General features: G+C 67.7%; 17 protein-coding genes and 1 tRNA gene. 3 read left to right on the top strand and 15 right to left on the bottom strand.

The window, feature by feature from the left end; genetic code table 11:
• Positions 1-126 precede the first annotated feature (126 nt).
• The 10 genes from M9980_RS02345 to M9980_RS02300 all read right to left on the bottom strand — a co-directional run bounded on the left by M9980_RS02345 (position 127) and on the right by M9980_RS02300 (position 12,239).
• The gene (locus M9980_RS02345) at positions 127-1,272 is read right to left on the bottom strand and encodes an acyl-CoA dehydrogenase family protein (protein ID WP_250752941.1); all 1,146 of its coding nucleotides are present in this window, start codon (positions 1,270-1,272) and stop codon (positions 127-129) included.
• A complete protein-coding gene (locus M9980_RS02340; RefSeq protein WP_250752939.1) occupies positions 1,269-2,108 on the bottom strand; it encodes a DUF5694 domain-containing protein in 840 nt (279 codons plus the stop codon). The genes M9980_RS02345 and M9980_RS02340 overlap by 4 nt, the downstream gene beginning before the upstream one ends.
• The gene (locus M9980_RS02335; protein ID WP_250752937.1) at positions 2,105-2,491 is read right to left on the bottom strand and encodes a RidA family protein; all 387 of its coding nucleotides are present in this window, start codon (positions 2,489-2,491) and stop codon (positions 2,105-2,107) included. The genes M9980_RS02340 and M9980_RS02335 overlap by 4 nt, the downstream gene beginning before the upstream one ends.
• A 2-nt stretch (positions 2,492-2,493) precedes the next feature.
• Positions 2,494-3,993 carry a CoA-acylating methylmalonate-semialdehyde dehydrogenase gene (locus M9980_RS02330; protein WP_250752936.1) on the bottom strand — a complete coding sequence of 500 codons (1,500 nt, stop codon included), beginning with the start codon at positions 3,991-3,993 and terminating at the stop codon, positions 2,494-2,496.
• A 12-nt stretch (positions 3,994-4,005) separates the two neighbouring features.
• Positions 4,006-6,123, bottom strand: coding sequence for an acetyl-CoA carboxylase biotin carboxylase subunit (locus M9980_RS02325; protein ID WP_250752934.1), 2,118 nt, complete (start codon positions 6,121-6,123; stop codon positions 4,006-4,008).
• A gap of 229 nt (positions 6,124-6,352) precedes the next feature.
• Positions 6,353-7,339 (bottom strand): biotin synthase BioB, encoded by a 987-nt coding sequence (bioB, locus tag M9980_RS02320; protein WP_250755031.1) that lies wholly within the window; start codon positions 7,337-7,339, stop codon positions 6,353-6,355.
• 95 nt (positions 7,340-7,434) lie between these two features.
• Positions 7,435-7,809, bottom strand: coding sequence for a lysozyme inhibitor LprI family protein (locus M9980_RS02315; RefSeq protein WP_250752931.1), 375 nt, complete (start codon positions 7,807-7,809; stop codon positions 7,435-7,437).
• Positions 7,806-9,944, bottom strand: coding sequence for a methylmalonyl-CoA mutase (gene scpA, locus M9980_RS02310; protein WP_250752928.1), 2,139 nt, complete (start codon positions 9,942-9,944; stop codon positions 7,806-7,808). The genes M9980_RS02315 and scpA overlap by 4 nt, the downstream gene beginning before the upstream one ends.
• Before the next feature lie 92 nt (positions 9,945-10,036).
• Positions 10,037-10,462 carry a methylmalonyl-CoA epimerase gene (gene mce / locus M9980_RS02305; protein ID WP_250752925.1) on the bottom strand — a complete coding sequence of 142 codons (426 nt, stop codon included), beginning with the start codon at positions 10,460-10,462 and terminating at the stop codon, positions 10,037-10,039.
• Positions 10,463-10,712: 250 nt separating this feature from the next.
• On the bottom strand, positions 10,713-12,239 hold the full coding sequence (locus M9980_RS02300; protein WP_250752923.1) for an acyl-CoA carboxylase subunit beta: 1,527 nt from the start codon (positions 12,237-12,239) through the stop codon (positions 10,713-10,715).
• Positions 12,240-12,429: 190 nt separating this feature from the next.
• Between M9980_RS02300 and M9980_RS02295 the strand changes: the two genes are divergently transcribed.
• Complete coding sequence (locus M9980_RS02295; protein WP_250752921.1) at positions 12,430-13,809, top strand: helix-turn-helix domain-containing protein; 1,380 nt, start codon at positions 12,430-12,432, stop codon at positions 13,807-13,809.
• On the opposite strand, the gene M9980_RS02290 is transcribed toward M9980_RS02295, so the two are convergent.
• From M9980_RS02290 to cpdR, 3 genes are all read right to left on the bottom strand, one after another.
• On the bottom strand, positions 13,794-14,870 hold the full coding sequence (locus tag M9980_RS02290; protein ID WP_250752919.1) for a CaiB/BaiF CoA transferase family protein: 1,077 nt from the start codon (positions 14,868-14,870) through the stop codon (positions 13,794-13,796). The two genes, M9980_RS02295 and M9980_RS02290, sit on opposite strands and share 16 nt — an antisense overlap.
• A gap of 80 nt (positions 14,871-14,950) precedes the next feature.
• Positions 14,951-15,025: transfer RNA gene (locus M9980_RS02285), tRNA-Val, on the bottom strand.
• Between the two features lie 55 nt (positions 15,026-15,080).
• Complete coding sequence (cpdR, locus tag M9980_RS02280; protein ID WP_250752918.1) at positions 15,081-15,458, bottom strand: cell cycle two-component system response regulator CpdR; 378 nt, start codon at positions 15,456-15,458, stop codon at positions 15,081-15,083.
• A gap of 109 nt (positions 15,459-15,567) precedes the next feature.
• On the opposite strand from cpdR, the gene M9980_RS02275 reads away from it, so the two are divergent.
• Positions 15,568-16,422 carry an N-formylglutamate amidohydrolase gene (locus M9980_RS02275; protein WP_250752916.1) on the top strand — a complete coding sequence of 285 codons (855 nt, stop codon included), beginning with the start codon at positions 15,568-15,570 and terminating at the stop codon, positions 16,420-16,422.
• Between the two features lie 188 nt (positions 16,423-16,610).
• Here M9980_RS02275 and M9980_RS02270 read toward each other — a convergent pair whose 3' ends face one another.
• Positions 16,611-17,168 (bottom strand): cytochrome b, encoded by a 558-nt coding sequence (locus M9980_RS02270; RefSeq protein WP_250752914.1) that lies wholly within the window; start codon positions 17,166-17,168, stop codon positions 16,611-16,613.
• Positions 17,169-17,223: 55 nt separating this feature from the next.
• A complete protein-coding gene (locus M9980_RS02265; protein ID WP_250752912.1) occupies positions 17,224-18,672 on the bottom strand; it encodes an FAD-binding oxidoreductase in 1,449 nt (482 codons plus the stop codon).
• Between the two features lie 84 nt (positions 18,673-18,756).
• Between M9980_RS02265 and M9980_RS02260 the strand changes: the two genes are divergently transcribed.
• The gene (locus M9980_RS02260; RefSeq protein ID WP_250752910.1) at positions 18,757-19,239 is read left to right on the top strand and encodes a hypothetical protein; all 483 of its coding nucleotides are present in this window, start codon (positions 18,757-18,759) and stop codon (positions 19,237-19,239) included.
• Positions 19,240-19,263: the final 24 nt, after the last annotated feature.

The raw sequence follows: 19,263 nt of genomic DNA, 5'->3' as shown, positions 1-19,263 counted from the left end.
CACCCCGGCCCCGTTCCGGGGTCCACCGCGCCGCAAGCGCAAGCGATGGAGTCTCGATCCAAACCGGATGCCGCCCGGTGGACCCCGGAACACGTCCGGGGTGACGGCACCATGTAGAAACGGCAATCACTGGCGCGTCAGCTCCCGCCCGACGATCATGCGCATGACCTGGTTGGTCCCCTCCAAAATCGAATGCACGCGCAGATCGCGCCAGAAGCGTTCGATCGGATAGTCCATCAGATAGCCGTAACCGCCATGCAGTTGCAGCGCGCGGTCGACGATCGACGATCCGTTGTCGGTCGCCAGCCGCTTCGCCATCGCCGCGAACTTGGTCTTGTCGGGCGCGTTCGCGGTGACTTTCGCCGCGGCCATGTAGAGCAGCGCGCGCGCCGCCTCCAGGTCGGTCGCCATGTCGGCCAGCGTGAACTGCGTGTTCTGGAAATCGGCGACCGCGCGCCCGAACTGCTTGCGGTCCTTGGTATAGGCGACCGCTTCGTCGAGGCAGCGTTGCGCGCCCCCAAGCGAACAGGCGCCGATGTTCAGCCGCCCGCCGTCCAGCCCCATCATCGCGATGCGGAACCCCTCGCCCTCGCCGCCGACCAGATTCTCGCCCGGCACGCGGACGCTGTCGAACATTACCTGCGCGGTTGGCTGCGAATGCCAGCCAAGCTTGCGTTCGTTCGCACCAAAGCTGACGCCGGCCATGTCCTTTTCGATCACCAAACAGCTGATACCCTTCGGCCCATCCTCCCCGGTGCGGACCATGCAGACATAGACTTCGTTCTCGCCGCCGCCCGAAATGAACTGCTTGCTGCCGGTGACGATCCAGTCGTCGCCATCCCGGACCGCGCGGGTCTTGAGCGCGGCGGCGTCGGAGCCCGACGACGGCTCGGTCAGGCAATAGCTGGCCAGCCGGTCCATCGTGACCAGGCTCGGCAGATACTTGTCCTTGACCGCAGCGGAGCCGAACCGGTCGATCATCCACGACGCCATGTTGTGGATCGAAATGAACGCCGACGTCGACGGACAGCCGTAAGCCATCGCCTCCATGATGAGCGCCGCTTCCAGCCGCCCCAGGTTGATGCCCCCGCTCTCCTCGCTGACGTAGATCGCAGCGAAGCCGAGGTCCGCCGCCTCCTTGATGACGTCGCGCGGGAAGATGTGCTTCTCGTCCCACTCCGCGGCGTTGGGCGTAATGCGGTCGGCAGTGAAGCGCCGCGCGAGTTCCTGGATCTCGCGCTGGTCGTCGGTGAGGTCGAACTGGTCCGTCATCGTAGCGTCTTTTCCTGGCCGGTCGGCAGATAGTCGCGGGCATCGATCAGCTCGACGCCCGGTGTTTCGGAGAGGCATTGGCGCAGCAGGTGGAGGTGCCCGCCCCCGAAGAAGACGATCATGCGGTCGCCCGGTTGCGCTGCCTGCAACATATTCGCGCAGATGGCGAGGTTGCGGCGATACCAGACTGCGACCGCATCGACACCGGGCTGCACGCTACCCCCGCCGATCCTGAGCGTCTCGTTGTAGAGCGCGTGATCGCGCCGCGCCTTCACCGGGTCGCTCAAAGCCCTGATCGTGCCGGCGATTCCCGCGGTCTTCAGCAGCCGGTCCTGCTCGGCGACATTGGCATCGCTGACCGCGCCGATATGGTCGATGATCGGCTGCTGGCCGTGCGCCTTCGCATAGTCGAACACCGCGCCGAACGGCAGCGAGGCGGGGGCATCCATGCCGAGGACGCGCGTCACCCCGGCCTGCTTGCCGAGCCGGAACGCGAGCTGCACCGTCTCGTCGCGGCTCGGCGGCAGCGCGCCGTCGAGGTATTTGCGGTAGCTGGTCGTCGCCGCCTCGGCGCGCCACTCGGTGCCGATCACGGTCGGTTTGAACCGCGCGAGCGCGTTCACGATCGCCGCGATCTCGCGCTGGCGCGGGGCGGCGAGCACGTCGTCGACCTGGAGATTGCGGAAATCGAGGCCGGGGTTGGCGAAGTGGAACATGCCGACCACCATCACCTTGACCGGCGCAGCCGGGGGCGGCGTCGCAACCGTCTTCGCCGCGGCTGGAACAGGCAGCAGCAGACCGGCCACCGCGCAGCACAGTACACCCATCACGCTCATTCGCCCACCACCGCTTCCGCCTCGATTTCCACCCGCCATTCCGGGCGCAGCAGTCCGGCGACGACGATCATCGTCGATGCCGGGCGCACGTCGCCGAACCAACGGCCATGCGCCCGCCCAACCGCTTCGGCGTCGGCGGCATCGACCAAATACTGACGCGTCCGCACGACGTCCTCCGCCGATCCGCCCAGCTGCTCGATCGCGCGGACGATCACCGCCAGGCACCGCTCGGCCTGCGCCTCGGCATCGCCCGGCGTCGACGATCCGTCATCCTCTACCGGCGCGGTGCCGGACACCAGGATACGGTAGCCGACGCGCACCGCGCGGCTGAACCCGATGCTCGCTTCGAAAGGCGAACCGGACGAGACGCGGGCGCGATCCACGCTCACCCCATCGTCGGGATGACGAAGGCGTTGGCGCCGTCACCGACACCGCCGTCGGGCCAACGCTGGGTGATCGTCTTGACCTTCGTCCAGAACTTCACGCCTTCCATGCCGTGCTGGTTGGTGTCGCCGAACGCGCTGCGCTTCCACCCGCCGAAGCTGTGATAGGCGACGGGCACCGGGATCGGGACGTTGATGCCGACCATGCCGACGTTGACGCGCGCGGCGAATTCGCGCGCGGCGTGACCGTTGCGGGTGAAGATCGCGACACCGTTGCCGTACTGATGCTCGCTCGGCAGGCGCACCGCGGTCTCGAAATCGGGCGCGCGGACGATCTGCAGGACGGGGCCGAAGATTTCCTCCTTGTACGCGCTCATGTCGGTCGTGACGCGGTCGAACAGCGTCGGGCCGATGAAGAACCCTTCCTCATGCCCCTGAAGCTGGAAGCCACGGCCATCGACGACCAGCTCGGCGCCCTCGTCCACCCCGGTCTGGATCCAGTTCTCCACGCGCTGCTTGTGCGCGGCGTTGACGACCGGGCCGTAGTGCGCGTCATCGTCGGTGGAGACGCCGACCCGCAGAGCCTCGATCGCGGGGATCAGCTTCGCGCGGAGGTTGTCCGCAGTCTTCTCGCCGACCGGTACCACCACCGGCAGCGCCATGCACCGCTCGCCCGCCGATCCGAATGCCGCGCCCGACAGGTCGGCGACGACTTGGTCAAGGTCGGCGTCGGGCATGACGATGCCGTGGTTCTTGGCGCCGCCCATCGCCTGCACGCGCTTCCCCGCCGCGACGCCGCGCTGGTACACGTAATGCGCGATGTCGCTCGACCCGACGAAGCTGATTGCGCCGATCGACGGGTGATCGAGAATGGCGTCGACCATTTCCTTGTCGCCGTGGACGACCTGCAAGATGCCCTCGGGCGCACCCGCTTCCAGCATCAGTTCGGCGAGGCGCACCGGCACGCTCGGGTCGCGCTCGGACGGCTTCAGGATGAAGGCGTTGCCGGTCGCGATGGCGACGCCGAACATCCACATCGGAATCATGCCGGGAAAGTTGAACGGGGTGATGCCCGCACCGATGCCGATCGGCTGACGCATCGAATACACGTCGATGCCCGGCCCGGCGCCCTGGGTATATTCGCCCTTCAGCACGTGCGGGATGCCGCAGCAGAATTCGATGACTTCCAGGCCGCGCTGGATATCGCCCTTCGCGTCCGCGATTACCTTGCCGTGCTCCGACGACAGCAGGTGCGCGAGCGCGTCCATGTTCTTCTCGACCAGCGCCTTGAAGTTGAACATGACGCGCGCGCGCCGCTGCGGATTGGTCGCCGCCCAGCCCGGCTGCGCAGCCTCCGCCGCCGCCACCGCCCGGTCGAGGTCGGCCTGCGTGCCCAGCCCCACGCGCGCCTGCACCTTGCCGGTGTTGGGATCGAAAACGTCGCCAAAGCGCGTAGCCGAACCGCCGGCCCCGCCGACGATCACATGGTCGATATCACGCATAACTCTCTCCAATCACTCGAATTCGATGATCGCGGCATCGACGACCAGGCTGTCGCCTGCCGCGAAGTTCACCGCCTTGACGGTCGCCGACTTCTCGGCGCGCAGGATATTTTCCATCTTCATCGCCTCGACCACGGCGAGCGGCTGCCCGGCCTCGACGCTGTCGCCGACAGTAACGTCCAGCCGCGTCAGAAGACCCGGCATCGGCGCCAGCAGGAACTTCGACGTGTCGGGCGGCACCTTCTCGATCATGTGCTGGGCGAGTTCCCCCACCCACCAGGGATAAGCCGTCACGGTGTGTGAAGCGCCATGACTGGTAAGTTTCCAGCCGCTGCCTTTCCGCTCGACGCCGACTGTCAGCGGCTCTCCGTCGATAGTGCAAGCGAACACGGGCTGCCCCGGACGCCAGTCACCGTCGAGTACTACGCTGGCGCTATCGTCATCGTCGAATATCAAACTGCCGCCGTTGGCGAGATGGTTCGCGCTCAGCCGGAATGTCCTTCCAGCTATGGTAACGGTGCGATTAGACGACGGAATCGGCTTGGTGCCAAGCTGACCATCAATGTCCAGTGCACGACCGGCGCGATCCACGTCTAGAAAAGTCGCCACTGCCGCGAGCTTCCACAACAACTCCTCCGACGCCGGCGCACCGTGGAAGCCGTCGGGATATTCCTCGGCAATGAACCCCGTCGTCAGCGCACCTTCGAGGAAGCGCGGATGCTGCATGATCGCGGAGAGGAAATCGATGTTGTGCCCGATCCCCTCGATCCGGAACGCATCGAGCGCCGCGACCTGGCGGTCGGCGGCTTCTTCGCGCGTCGGTGCCCACGTCACCAGCTTGGCGATCATCGGGTCGTAAAACATGCTGACCTCGCCGCCCTCGACCACGCCGTCGTCGACGCGGGTATAGGCGGCGCTCGCTGTGCGCTCTCCCCCTCCGTTCGCTTCGAGCGAAGTCGAGAAGCCTGTCCCCGGAGCATGTTTCTCGACTTCGCTCGAAACGAACGGGGTTGAATAGGGCGTCTCCACTGCCTTCGGCGGACGATACGTCACCAGCCGCCCGGTGCTCGGCAAGAAGCCGCGATACGGATCCTCGGCATACACCCGGTTCTCGATCGCCCAGCCGTTCAGCTTCACGTCGTCCTGACCGAAGCTCAGCTGCTCGCCCGCCGCCACGCGGATCATCTGCTCGACCAGGTCCAGGCCGGTGATCGCCTCGGTTACCGGATGCTCGACCTGCAGCCGGGTGTTCATCTCGAGGAAGTAGAACCCCTTCCCGGTCGTATCCGCACCCGAGACGATCAGCTCGACCGTGCCCGCGGAATAATACCCGACCGCCGCCGCCAGCGCGACCGCCTGCTCACCCATCGCGCGACGCATTTCGGGGGTGACGAACGGCGAGGGCGCTTCCTCGACCACCTTCTGGTGCCGCCGCTGGATCGAGCATTCGCGCTCGCCCAGATAGACGATGTTCCCGTGCTGATCGCCGAGCACCTGAATCTCGATGTGCCGCGGGCTTTCGATGAACTTTTCGATGAACACGCGGTCGTCGCCGAAGCTTGCCAGCCCCTCGCGCTTGGTCGCCTCGAAACCTTCGCGCACGTCGGCCTCGCTCCACGCCAGCCGCATCCCCTTGCCGCCGCCGCCTGCGCTCGCCTTCATCATCACCGGATAGCCGATGTCGCCCGCGATCCGCACCGCCTCGTCGGTTTCGGCGATCTCGCCGAGATAGCCGGGGACGACGTTGACGCCCGCTTCCTTGGCCAGCTTCTTCGACTCGATCTTGTCGCCCATCGCCGCGATGGCGTTCGGCGGCGGCCCGACGAAGGCGATCCCGGCGTCGGCGCACGCCCGCGCGAAGCTCTCGCGTTCGGACAGGAAGCCATAGCCGGGGTGGATGCAGTCCGCGCCGGTGATCTTCGCCGCGTCGAGGATCAGCTCGGCCTTCAAATAGCTCTCCGCCGCCGGCGCCGGCCCCAGCCGCACCGCCTCGTCGGCCATCAGCACGTGCGGGCTGCGAGCATCGGCATCCGAATAGACCGCGACGGTGGCGATCCCCATCCGCTTGGCGGTGCGCATGACGCGACACGCGATCTCGCCGCGGTTGGCGATGAGGATTTTGTTGAACATTTTCAGTCGACCCTTGTGATAGGCTGCTTAGCTTTCCTTCGCAGCGCAGCACCGATCTGAAAGCAGAGGATGGTGAATGGGCCGGTCATCACGAGGATGACAATCATTCCAATCGGATCGACCGGAAAACCAAATCCCCATACGCCCAAATACCACTGTGCAAACCAGGCGAACGCAATTGGGATTGCTAGCCCAATTGCATACAGCGCAAGGCCAGCAAGCCGCCCGCTCACTCCGTCGCCACCCGCATCGGCTCGTCCGCCGTCATCGGCCGCACCCCCAGCTTGGCGAACAGCGCAGCGTCCGCGTCGTCACCGCGGTTGCCGGTGGTGAGCAGCTTGTCGCCGGTGAAGATCGAGTTCGCGCCGGCCAGGAAGCACAACGCCTGCGTCGCCTCCGACATGCTCTCGCGCCCCGCCGACAACCGCACCATGCTCATCGGCATCGTGATCCGCGCGACCGCGACGGTGCGGACGAACTCGATCTCGTCGATCTTGGCGAGCGGCGTGTCGGCGAGCATGTCGCCCAGCACCGTGCCCTTGACCGGCACCAGCGCATTGACCGGCACGCTCTCGGGATGGCGCGGCAGCGTGGCGAGTGCGTGGACGAAGCCGACACGATCCTCGCGCGTCTCGCCCATCCCGACGATCCCGCCGCAGCATACGTTGATCCCCGCCTTCCGCACATTTTCCAGCGTATTGAGCCGGTCGGCGAAGGTCCGCGTAGTGATGACCTGGTCGTACCGCTCCGGCGACGTGTCGATATTGTGGTTGTAGTAATCGAGCCCCGCATCGGCGAGCATCGCCGCCTGTGCGGGCGTCAGCATGCCGAGCGTCATGCAGGTCTCCAGCCCCATCTGGCGCACCCCGCGCACCATCTCGACGATGGCGGGCATGTCGCGGTCCTTGGGATTGCGCCACGCCGCGCCCATGCAAAACCGCTGCGACCCCGCATCCTTCGCCTGCGCCGCCATCTGCAGCACCGCGCGCGGGTCCATCAGCTTGGTCGCCTTCACCCCGCTGTCGGCGCTCTTGGACTGCGAGCAATAGCCGCAATCCTCAGGACACCCGCCGGTCTTGATCGACAGCAACGTGCACAGCTGAACCTCGCCCGCGGCATGGTGCGCGCGGTGGACGGTCTGCGCGGCGTAGAGCAGGTCGTCGAACGGCAGATCGAACAGCGCCGCGATTTCAGCGCGGGTCCAGTCCGTCCGCACACCGTTCGTTTCGAGCGTCGTCGAGAAACCGTTGTTGTCGTCCAGACCAGGTTTCTCGACTTCGCTCGAAACGAACGGGGGTTGGGTGACCTCGCTCATCGCCCCCACCGCAGCTTGCGCAACTGCCCCCAGCGCTCGTTGGTCAACCGCGTGCGGCACCGCGTCATCACCATGCCCTGCATCGATCCGCCGGCGAATTCGCTGCCCTCGATGATGCACTGGGTGTCGCGGAACTTCAGCCAGGCACGCTGGCTCTCCAGCGTCGCCGCGGCATAGCCGACGCCCCCGCCCCGCGACGTGTCGCGCGCGTCCAGCGCCTTCATATACGCGTAGGTCGCGCGCCATTCGCGCGCCATCGCGGCGTCGGCGCGGGTATAGGCGGTCGCGGCCTGCGCGTTCATCTGCACCTGCGTCTGGGCGAGCGCGGGCCCCGCCGCCAGCAACGCGGCCAGCATCACGATCGGTTTCATTCCGCACTCTCCGTTTCGGGCGCCCAGTTGTGGCCAAGCAGTCGCAGCACTTCCTCCGCCGCCGCGATTAAATTGGTGCCGGGGCCGAAGATAGCCTGGACGCCGGCATCGCGCAGCGCCTGATAATCCTGCTGCGGTATCACGCCCCCAGCGATCACGCGGATGTCGCTGCGCCCGGCATCGCGCAGATGACCGATGAGCTCGGGAATCAGCGTCAGATGCCCCGCCGCCAGGCTGGAGGCGCCGACCACGTCGACTCCCTCGGCGATCGCCTGTTTGGCAACCTCGTCGGGAGTGCGGAACAGCGCGCCCGGCACGATCTCGAACCCCAGGTCGCCGAACATGCTGCTGACCAGATTGGCGCCGCGGTCATGCCCGTCCTGCCCCATCTTGGCGACGAGCATCCGCGGCTTGCGCCCCAGCCGCCGCTCGGTCGCGGCGACTCCGTCTGTCAGGCGGCTCCAGCGGGGATCGGCAGCGAACGCGCCCGCGTAGATGCCGGCGACGGGCGTCGGCTGCGTCTCATAGCGCCCGAACCCCGCCTCCATCGCTGCGGAAATCTCGCCGAGCGTCGCGCGGGCGCGCGCAGCCTCGACGGCCAGCGCCAAGAGGTTGCCGGTGTTGGTCGCCCCTTCCCGCAGCCGCCCCAACTCCGCCTCGCACGCCGCGGTGTCACGCGTTTCGCGAATGCGCTTCAGCCGCGCGACCTGCCCCTCGCGGACGGCATGGTTGTCGACCGCCAGGATCTCGATCTCGTCCGCATTCGCGGGCTGGTATTTGTTGACCCCGACGATCACGTCCTCGCCGCGGTCGACCCGCGCCTGCTTCGCCGCGGCGGCTTCCTCGATCATCGCCTTGGGCCAGCCCGCCGCGACGGCCTTCGCCATGCCGCCCTCGGCCTCGACGCGCTCGATGATCTCCCACGCCTTTTCAACGAGTTCAGCGGTCAATGCTTCGACATAATATGAACCGCCCAGCGGATCGACGACCTTCGTCATCCCCGTCTCTTCCTGGATCACCAGCTGGGTATTGCGGGCGATCCGGGCGGAAAAATCGGTCGGCAGCGCGATCGCTTCGTCGAGCGCATTGGTGTGGAGCGACTGCGTGCCCCCCAGCATCGCCGCCATCGCCTCGATCGTGGTCCGGATGACGTTATTGTACGGATCCTGCTCGGTCAGCGACACGCCCGACGTCTGGCAATGCGTGCGCAGCATCTTGCTGCGCTCGTCCTGCGCGCCGAGTTGCGTCATCACCCGGTGCCACAGAACGCGCGCCGCCCGTAACTTCGCGACTTCCATGAAGAAGTTCATGCCGATTGCGAAGAAGAACGACAGGCGCCCGGCAAACTTGTCGATGTCGAGGCCCGACGCGACGCCGTATTTCACATATTCCATACCGTCGGCGATGGTGAAGGCCAGTTCCTGCACCTGCGTCGCCCCGGCCTCCTGCATATGATAGCCGGAAATCGAAATGCTGTTGAATTTCGGCATGTTGGCTGAGGTATATGCGAAAATGTCCGAGATGATCCGCATGCTCGGCTCGGGCGGGTAGATATAAGTGTTGCGGACCATGAACTCCTTCAGGATGTCGTTCTGGATCGTCCCGTCGAGTGCGGCCAGCGGCACCCCCTGCTCCTCGCCCGCGACGATGAAGAAGGCCAGGATCGGGATCACCGCCCCGTTCATCGTCATGCTGACGCTCATCTGGTCGAGCGGGATGCCGTCGAACAGGATCTTCATGTCCTCGACACTATCGATCGCGACGCCCGCCTTGCCGACGTCGCCGACCACGCGCGGATGGTCGCTGTCGTAGCCGCGGTGGGTGGCGAGATCGAAGGCCACCGACAGCCCCTTCTGTCCGGCGGCGAGGTTGCGGCGGTAAAAGGCGTTCGATTCCTCGGCGGTCGAGAAGCCGGCGTATTGCCGGATCGTCCAAGGGCGACCCGCGTACATCGACGCGCGCACCCCACGCGTGAACGGCGCGAAGCCGGGCAGGCCGGGGTCGCCCGGCACATCGTCCTGCGTATAGAGCGGCTTGACCGCGATCCTTTCCGGCGTGTGCCAGGTGAGGTCGCGGCCCTTCACTTCCTTCGCGGCGAGGGCGGCCCAGTCGTTCGGGGTAGGATGGTCAGTCACGTCCACCCCCCGTGCTCCCGCGCAGGCGGGAGCCCAGAGTTACGGAGTGCGTCGCTCGCGGCCCTGGGCTCCCGCCTTCGCGGGAGCACCGGTCAGTGTTGCTCACGCGGCGTCTCCATGATCTCGGTCAGCACCCCGCCCATGTCGCGCGGATGCACGAAGAAGATCGGCGTCCCGTGCGCCCCTGTACGCGGCTCTCCGAGCACCCGCGCGCCCTTCGCCCGGAACCACGCCAGCGCTTCCTCGATATCGGGCACTTCGTAACAAAGGTGATGCTGCCCCCCGGCCGGGTTCTTCGCGATGAACGCCGCGATCGGCGAATCCTCGCCCAAGGGCTCGATCAACTCGATCTGCGTATTTGGCATATCGACGAAACACACCCGCACGCCCTGCACCGGCAGGTCGAACGCCGCATGGATAGTCGTCGCGCCCATCACGTCGCGGTAGAAGGCGATGCTGTCGCCGATCGACGGCGTCGCGACGCCGACATGGTTGAGGCGGCCTAAAGTGTTAACCACGGGAGCTATTCACTATGATTACGATAAACGCGAGTATAAAGAACATTGAAGTAACAAGCGCCGCGACCTTTAACCCAATAGATGCGGCCGGCTTAACATTGTTTTCATAGATATCGCGCGCCACCTCCTGAGGAAGAGGGCGCAATATCCGCACTCGCTCCAGTTTATATTCACTTTCTGAAAGCAACCCATCCTGCCACAGGCGATGAGCTCGTTCCAAATCATCGTATCTATCGCTCATATATGCCCCCTACAGCGGGATATTGTCATGCTTCTTCCACGGATTCTCGAGCTGCTTACCCCGTAGCTTCCTCAATCCCAGCGCGATCCGCCGCCTTGTCGAGTGCGGCATGATCACCTCGTCGATGAAGCCCTTCGACGCCGCGACGAACGGGTTGGCGAAGCGCGCCTCGTACTCGGCAGTCCGCTCGGCGATCTCCTCGGTCGTCTTGCCGCGGAAGATGATCTCCACCGCGCCCTTCGCGCCCATCACCGCGATCTCGGCGGTCGGCCAGGCGTAGTTGAGGTCGCCGCGCAGGTGCTTCGACGCCATGACGTCGTACGCGCCGCCATAGGCTTTCCGCGTGATGACGGTCAGCTTCGGCACGGTCGCCTCTGCATAGGCGTAGAGCAGCTTCGCGCCGTGCTTGATGATCCCCGAATGCTCTTGCGCGACGCCGGGCAGGAAGCCGGGGACGTCGACAAAGGTCACGATCGGAATCTCGAACGCGTCGCAGAAACGCACGAACCGCGCCGCCTTCTTCGACGAATTGATGTCGAGCACGCCCGCCAGCACCATCGGCTGGTTGGCGACGATGCCGACAGTCCGCCCCTCGATGCGGGCAAAGCCGATCAGGATGTTGCCGGCGTGGGTCGGCTGCACTTCGAAGAAGTCGCCCTCGTCCACCACCTTCCGGATCAGCTCGTGCATGTCGTACGGCTGGTTGGCGGACGCCGGCACCAGCGTGTCGAGGCTCGGCACCAGCCGGTCCCACGGGTCGTCGCACGGCCTCTCGGGCACGCTTTCCCGGTTCGATGCGGGAAGGAAGTCCACGAAGTCGCGGGCCGCGAGCAGCGCCTCGATATCGTTATCGAAGGCGACGTCCGCGACCCCCGACTTCGTGGTATGCGTCACCGCTCCACCCAGTTCCTCCTGCGTGACGATCTCGTTTGTAACGGTCTTCACTACATCCGGGCCGGTGACGAACATGTACGACGAATCCTTCACCATGAAGATGAAGTCCGTCATTGCTGGAGAATAGACCGCTCCACCTGCGCACGGCCCCATGATGAGGCTCAACTGGGGCACGACGCCCGATGCGAGCACGTTGCGCTGGAACACCTCGGCATAGCCGCCGAGCGACGCGACGCCCTCCTGAATGCGGGCGCCGCCCGAATCGTTCAGGCCGATGACGGGGGCGCCGACCTTCAGCGCCATGTCCATGATCTTGCAGATCTTTTCGGCATGGCGCTCGGACAGCGAGCCGCCGAAGACGGTGAAGTCCTGGCTGAACACGAACACCAGCCGCCCGTTGATCGTGCCGCTGCCGGTGACCACGCCGTCGCCGGGCACGACCTGCTCGGGCATGCCGAAATCGACGCAATTATGCTCTACGTACATGTCGAGCTCCTCGAAGCTGCCGTGGTCGAGCAGCACGTCGAGCCGCTCGCGCGCGGTCAGCTTGCCCTTGGCATGCTGCGCGGCGATGCGCTTCTCTCCCCCGCCCAGGCGCGCGGCGGCGCGGCGGCGTTCGAGTTCCTCGATGGTCGACGACATGGGCGCTCCCGTTTCGGCTGGCTTCCTCTTTCAAGAGGCGCGGCTCGACGCAAATGCAATGTTGCAAAGTGCGGGCGGTCAGGTTTGCAAAATCGTCACCCTCCCCCTATCCATTCGTCCTGAGCGAAGTCGAAGGACGTGTCCGGTACATGTGCTTTGACTTCGCTCAGGACGAACGGAGTTGGGATGGATGCGTGATCGCCGACGCCTGTTCGCAGGCCACGAAGTCCGCACCCTGCGCGCCCGCATCGCCGCCAGCCAGGCCGAACTCGCCGCGACGCTCGGCATCTCGGTCCCGTACCTCTCGCAGATCGAGAGCAACGACCGCCCGCTCACCGCGCCCGTGCTGCTGGCGCTCGCCCGCGCCTATCCGGACGACTGGGCCGGCGTCACCGGCATCGACGAGCCGCTGCTGCTCGCCGCCGCCGGCGCCGCCAGCGACCCGAGCATCGCCGCGCCGCTGCCCGAGGACACACTGCGTCGCTCGGTCGAACAGCAGCCGCAGCTCGCCCGCCGCATGGTCGCGATCCACGATGCGTGGCGCCGCGCGCAGGAGCAGTTGCGCATCCTCGACGACCGCATGGACGCCGGCACCGGCGACGCCGCGCGGCTACCGTGGGAGGAAGTGCGCGACTGGTTCCACGCTGCGGGCAACTACATCGACCCGCTCGATCGCCAGGCGGAGGCGCTGGCGACCAGCGTCGGGGGCGACCTTTCCACCCGCCTTGCCGAAGCGCATGGGGTCCGCATCGACAGCATCGATACCGGCGGAGGCGAGCTGCGCCGGTTCGATCCGGCGCGCGGCGTGCTCACGATCGACCGGGGGCTGCCACCCGAAAGTGCGGCCTTCCTGATCGCCCACCAGCTCGTGCGGCTGGAAATGCGCGAGGCCATCGCCGAGATCGTCGCCGGCGCCGGGCTGCGATACGACGCCTCGCGCCAATTGCTCGCGGTCGGCCTCGCCAACTATGCCGCGGGCGCGGTCGTCATGCCTTATGCCGCGTTCCGCACCGCGGCGCACGACCTGCGCCACGACATCGACCGGCTGCGCCAGCGCTTCGGGGTGAGTTTCGAGCAAGCCTGCCACCGCCTCTCGACGCTCCAGCGCCCCGGCGCGGCGGGCATTCCGCTGTTCTTCCTGCGAGTCGACATGGCCGGCAACATCACCAAGCGCCACTCCGCCACCCGCCTGCAATTCGCGCGCTTCGGCGGCGCCTGCCCGCTGTGGGTGGTGCACGAGGCGGTCGCGATCCCCGACCGCATCCTCGTTCAGCGCGCCGAAATGCCCGACGGCACGCGCTACGTCTCGATGGCGAAGGGGCTGGTGAAGCCATCGGGCAGCTTCGCGCGGTCCCCCCGCCGCTATGCGGTGGCGCTGGGGTGCGAGGAAGGCGACGCCGCCGACTTCATCTATGCCGACGCGGTCACCGGCCAGCCGCCGACGCCGATCGGCATCTCCTGCCGCATCTGCCCGCGCCCCGACTGCGACCAGCGCGCGTTTCCGCCGGCGGGAACCGAGCTGCGCATCGATCCCGACGCGCGCGCGATCGTCCCCTACCGCTTCGCCTGATCCCAGCGGGCGAGCGCGTCCTCCAGCGCCAGCACCGGCGCGCGCGACTGCCGCTCTGCCGGGGTGACCGAAAAGCGCGGCGCCGGTGCGGGCAGATCGCCGTCGAGGATTCCCCGCGCGGCAACATGGCGGTGCGCGCGCGCCTCGGCAAAGCTCAGCACCGGCGTCACGCACGCATCGGTATCCCCGAACACCGCCGCCCAGTGATCGCGCGGCTGCGTGGCGAAGACCCCTCCGATCGCCTCGGCCAGTGCCGGCCACCCCGCGCGATCATGCTGCGCGAACCGCGCACCGTCGATCCCCAGCCCCGCCAGCAGCAGCGCGAAGAACTGCGGCTCGATCGCCCCGACGGCGACAAACTCACCGTCCGCGCAAGGATAGCAGCGGTAGAAGGGCGCGCCCCCGTCAAGCAGATTGCCGCCCCGCCCGCCGCTCCACAGCCCGACGCCCGACAGCGTGTGGAACAGGCTCGACAGCGTCGCCACCCCGTCGACCATCGCCGCGTCCACCACCTGCCCCCGTCCGGTCGCGCGCGCGCTGAGCAAAGCCGCCAGAATTCCGGAGATGGCGAACATCGCGCCCCCGCCATAATCGCCGATCAGGTTCAGCGGCGGCGGCGGCGCGGTGCCACCCGCCCCGATGGCGCCCAGCACCCCGGTAATCGCGATGTAATTCAGGTCGTGCCCGGCGCGCTCCGCCAGCGGCCCTGCCTGCCCCCACCCCGTCATCCGCACGAAGACGAGCGCAGGGTTGGCCGCCAGGCACGCGTCCGGCCCCAGCCCCAGCCGCTCCATCACGCCCGGGCGAAACCCCTCGATCACCGCATCCGCCCGCGCGATCAGGTCGCGCGCAGCCGCCACTCCGTCCGCGGACTTCAGGTCGATCACGACGCTCGACCGATTGGCGATCAGCGGCGCCTCGGGCCCGCGCGGTTCCCCCCGCGCGATCCGCACCACGTCCGCGCCCATGTCGGCCAGCATCATGCCGGCCAGCGGCACCGGGCCGATCGCGTCCATCTCGACGATGCGAATGCCGGCGAGCGGCCCGGTATGATCGGTCATCCCGCGATCATGCCGCAACCGCGCCGCGCGCGAAAGGGCACAAAAAAGCCCGCCGGATCAGCGACCTGGCGGGCTTTTTATGGTGGGCGTGGCAAGGATTGAACTTGCGACCCCTGCGATGTCAACACAGTGCTCTACCACTGAGCTACACGCCCACGGTCCCTTGCGGGAAGCGGGCCTTTAGCCGCCCGTTCGCCCTTCCGCAACCGCTTAGTTGAGGCCCGATGCGCTGCCGACCTCGAACATGCGGTCGATCTCCAGCACCAGGTCGCGCAGGTGGAACGGCTTCGACAGCACGCGCGCCTGCGGCATCGCCTTGCCGGCCTTCAGCGTGACCGCGGCGAAGCCGGTGATGAACATGACGCGGGTGTCGGGCGCGATCTCGGCACATTTCTGCGCGAGCTGGATGCCGTCCATCTCGGGCATGACGATATCGGTCAGCAGCAAGTCGAACCGCTCGCTTTCCAGCAGCGGCACCGCCGCCGTGCCGCGATCGACCGGCGAGACGGCATAGCCCGACTTCTCCAGCGCGCGCGTCAGATATTCGCGCATCACCGAATCGTCCTCGGCCAGCAAGATCCTTATCATTCCGTCCCCGACCCTCGCGTGATGCGCGAACCCTAGCGCGTCACGCTTAACAATTTCCAGTGCGCGCGCGGCGTTGCGACGGGGCGATGCGACGAGTAGCGTCGCGGGCGTGGATACCAGCATCGACCGGCCCAGCTTCGACCGATACGGCCCCGCGGTTCCGGACAGTCCGGTCGTGCTGTCGGTGCCGCACGCGGGCCGCGACTATCCGCCCGAGCTGCTGGCCGCGCTCGCCGTGCCGGAAGCGGCGCTGCTGCCGCTCGAGGACCGGCTGGCCGACCGACTCGCCATCGCCGCGCGGGGGGACGAGACGCTGTTCGTGGCGCGGCGCCCGCGCGCCTGGATCGACCTCAACCGCGCCGAGCATGAACGCGACCCGCGGATCGACGACGGGGCGAGCAACGCCGCCGCCCCCTATCCCTCGCTGAAAGTGCGCGGCGGCCTTGGCCTCATTCCGCGCCGCGCGTCGGGTGCGACTCCGATCTGGCGCGGGCGGTGGAGTGCCGACGCCGTCGCCGCCCGCATCGCCGCCGATCACCGGCCTTATCATAGCGCACTCGCCGCAGCCTTGCAGGCGGCGCGGGCGCGGTTCGGCATTGCCATCCTGCTGGACGTCCATTCGATGCCGCCGCTTCCCGACCGTCCCGCGCCACAGGTGGTGATCGGCGACCGGTTCGGGCGGAGCGCCGGTGCGCGGCTCGTCGCGCGGCTGGATGCGGCGGCGCGCGCCCACGGCGTCCGCACCGCGCTCAATGCGCCCTATGCCGGCGGACACATCCTCGACCGGCACGGCGCGCCCGCCCGCGATATCCACGCCGTGCAGCTGGAGGTGGACCGTACGCTGTATCTCGATCGCGACGGACGCACGCTCGGGCAAGGGTTTGCCGGTGCCGCGGCGCTGCTGCGCGATATGGCCGCTGCCGTCGCCGACGAAGCGACCGGCCTGGCGCTCGCCGCGGAATAAGCCGCGCGCCGCACATAAAAAACCACCCCGGGCAGGCGCCCGGGGTGGCCAAGGTTCAGGGAGGAGACACGCCCGGAGGCGTGCCGTACGACACCGCGAAAGGGGGGACACAGCGCCGTACAATTCGAATATAGGCGCCCGGTTTCCGGGCTTCAAGACCTGTTTTTCCGGAAATTTCGCCTGTCTTTCTAGACGGTTGGCGCGCGCAGGATCGGCAGCATCCGGACCAGGGTGGAATCGCGCAGGATCAGGTGATGGCGCAGCGCCGCCAGGATGTGGAGCACGACCAGCACCAGTAGCGCCCAGCCGAGGATTTCGTGCGCTTCGTGGCTGACGCCCGACACCGCCTTCGACACCGGCAGATAGGGAATCGGGAACAGCCCGAACCAGTCGAGCGGGCGCGGCGGATTGCCGTTCGACACCATCATCCACCCGGTCAGCGGGATGACGATGGTCAGCGCATAGAGCGTCCAGTGCGCCGCCTTCGCGGTCAGCTTCTCCCAATGCGGCAGCGCGAGCGGCAGCGGCGGCGGGCGATGCCCCAGCCGCCACGCGAGCCGCGCGAGGCTGAGCATCAGCACCGTGATCCCCACCGCCTTGTGCACCGGCATGACCCTCCAATCACGCGGCAGGCTGTCGTGGGCGATGCCCAGCCACAGGTTCAGGAGGATCGCGACGGCAATGATCCAGTGGAAGGCGATCGCGCCCCGCGAATAACGATCGGTGCGAACAACGGCGCTGCGCATCGGTGGTGCTTCTCCCCGGGCGGCACGACGTGCGACGCCCCTCTCGGGCGCGATCCTATGGCCGGGCCGCGCGATCGACAAGCGGGACCAGCTTGCCCGGATTCATAAGGCCCGCCGGGTCCATCGCCGCCTTGATCGCGCGCAGCGCGGCCAGGCGCGCGGGCGAGCCCAGGCGGGCGAGTTCGGCGACCTTCATCTGGCCGATGCCATGCTCGGCGGAGATCGATCCGCCCGCGGCCACCACCATGTCGTTGACGAAGGCGGTGACGACGCCCGCGTCCTCCGCATACCAGGTCGCCGCGTCGGCGCCTTCAGGCGCGCGGACGTGGAAATGCACGTTGCCGTCGCCGAGATGCCCGAAGGCGGTCGCATGCGCGCCGGGAAAGCGCGCCTCGACCGCGGCGGCGCCGTCGATCATGAAATCGGGCATCGCCGCGACGGGTACCGAAATGTCGTGCTGCGCCGCCGGGCCTGCCGCCCGCTCCGCCTCCGACAGCGAATCGCGGATCTTCCAGAAAGCATCGCCCTGCCCCTCGCTCGACGCGATCGTCGCATCCTCGATCAGCCCGTCGGCGAGTGCGGGCGCCAGCAGCCGTTCGAGCAGCGCCGCGGGCGCCTCGCCATCCACGCTCGCGGAGACCGCTTCGATCAGTACGTGCCATGCATGGCGGCCCGACAGCGGATCGCGCGTGGCGGGAATGTGCCGCAGCACCAGCGCCAGGCTGTCGCCGGGGACGATCTCGAAACTCTCGACGGCCTGCGTCTGCGCCTCGATCCGGCGCAGCAGCGCAAGCGCGGCGTGCGGCGACGCCAGCCCGACCCACGCCACCCCGCGCTGCGCGATCGCCGGCGCCAGCCGCAGCGTCGCCGCGGTCACGATGCCCAATGTCCCCTCCGCCCCGATCAGCAGCTGGTTCAGGTCGTAGCCGCGATTGTCCTTCTTCAGCGCGGCGGTGCCGTCGTGGATCGACCCGTCGGGCAGCACCGCCTCCAGCCCCGCGACCAACCCGCGCATCGTGCCCCAGCGCAGCACCTGCGTCCCCCCGGCGTTGGTGGAGACGAGCCCGCCGACCGTCGCCGACCCGCGCGCGCCCAATGTAAGCGGGAACCGCCGCCCCACCCCTTCCGCCGCGGCGTGCAGGTCGGCCAAGATCACGCCCGCCTCCGCCACCGCCAGCCCGTCGTCGGGGGACAGGCTGCGAATGCGGTTCATGCGGCGCAGCGACAGGATCATTGCCGATCCGTCCGCGGGCGGCGTCGCCCCGCCGACCATCGAGGTGTTGCCGCCCTGCGGCACCAGCGGCACGCCCGCCGCGGCGGCCATCCCGACGATCGCGGCGACCTCTGCGGTGCTGTTCGGCGCCAGGATCGCCGGCGCCGCACCCGCGTAGCGCCCGCGCCAGTCGGTCGTCCACGGCGCGATATCGGCGGCATCGGTGATCGCCGCCTTCGCCCCGAAGCGGGACGCGACCGCAGCGACGATCGTGTGTTGCGCTGGTGTCATGACGGGCGCGTCGCTAGCATGGCGGCGGCACGCCTGCCAGTTCATCGACCATTCAATCCGGATATCGCAAGCACGCTCGCGTTAATGAAGATCGCCCGGTTCCTGCCCCCCGCCGCGCTGGCGCTGACGCTTCCTGCCGCCGCGGGAGGGCAGCGCACGCCCCCGCCTGTGGCGCCGACCGTGGGATCGTCGACGGTCATCATCCAGCAGCGTATGATCATCCGAGTCCCCCGCCTGCCGGGCGGGCGCACGCCGGTCGCCGCCGCTGCGGCGCGCTCCCCCTTCGCGGCGCAGTGGACCGAGAAGAAGGCCGATCGCTGCGTCCCCGTCACGCGCCTGGCTGCCGCCGCGATCAACGGCCCCGACAGCGTCGACCTGATGCTGAACGGCGGCCAGCGGCTGCGCGCGAAGCTGGGCGACGAATGCCCCGCGCTCGATTTCTATTCGGGTTTCTACGTGCAGATGGCGAAGGACGGGAAGGTGTGCGCGCGCCGCGATTCGATCCGCTCGCGCTCTGGCCGCGAATGCCGAATCGAATGGTTCCGCACGCTCGTCCCCGCCCGCTAAGGGCGAAGGCGCGCCCAAAACTTG

It is taken from the genome of Sphingomonas donggukensis (genome assembly GCF_023674425.1).
GTDB lineage: Bacteria > Pseudomonadota > Alphaproteobacteria > Sphingomonadales > Sphingomonadaceae > Sphingomonas > Sphingomonas donggukensis.
Note: the sequence above shows the minus strand (reverse complement) of the source record. Positions and strands in the feature narration are given on the sequence as shown.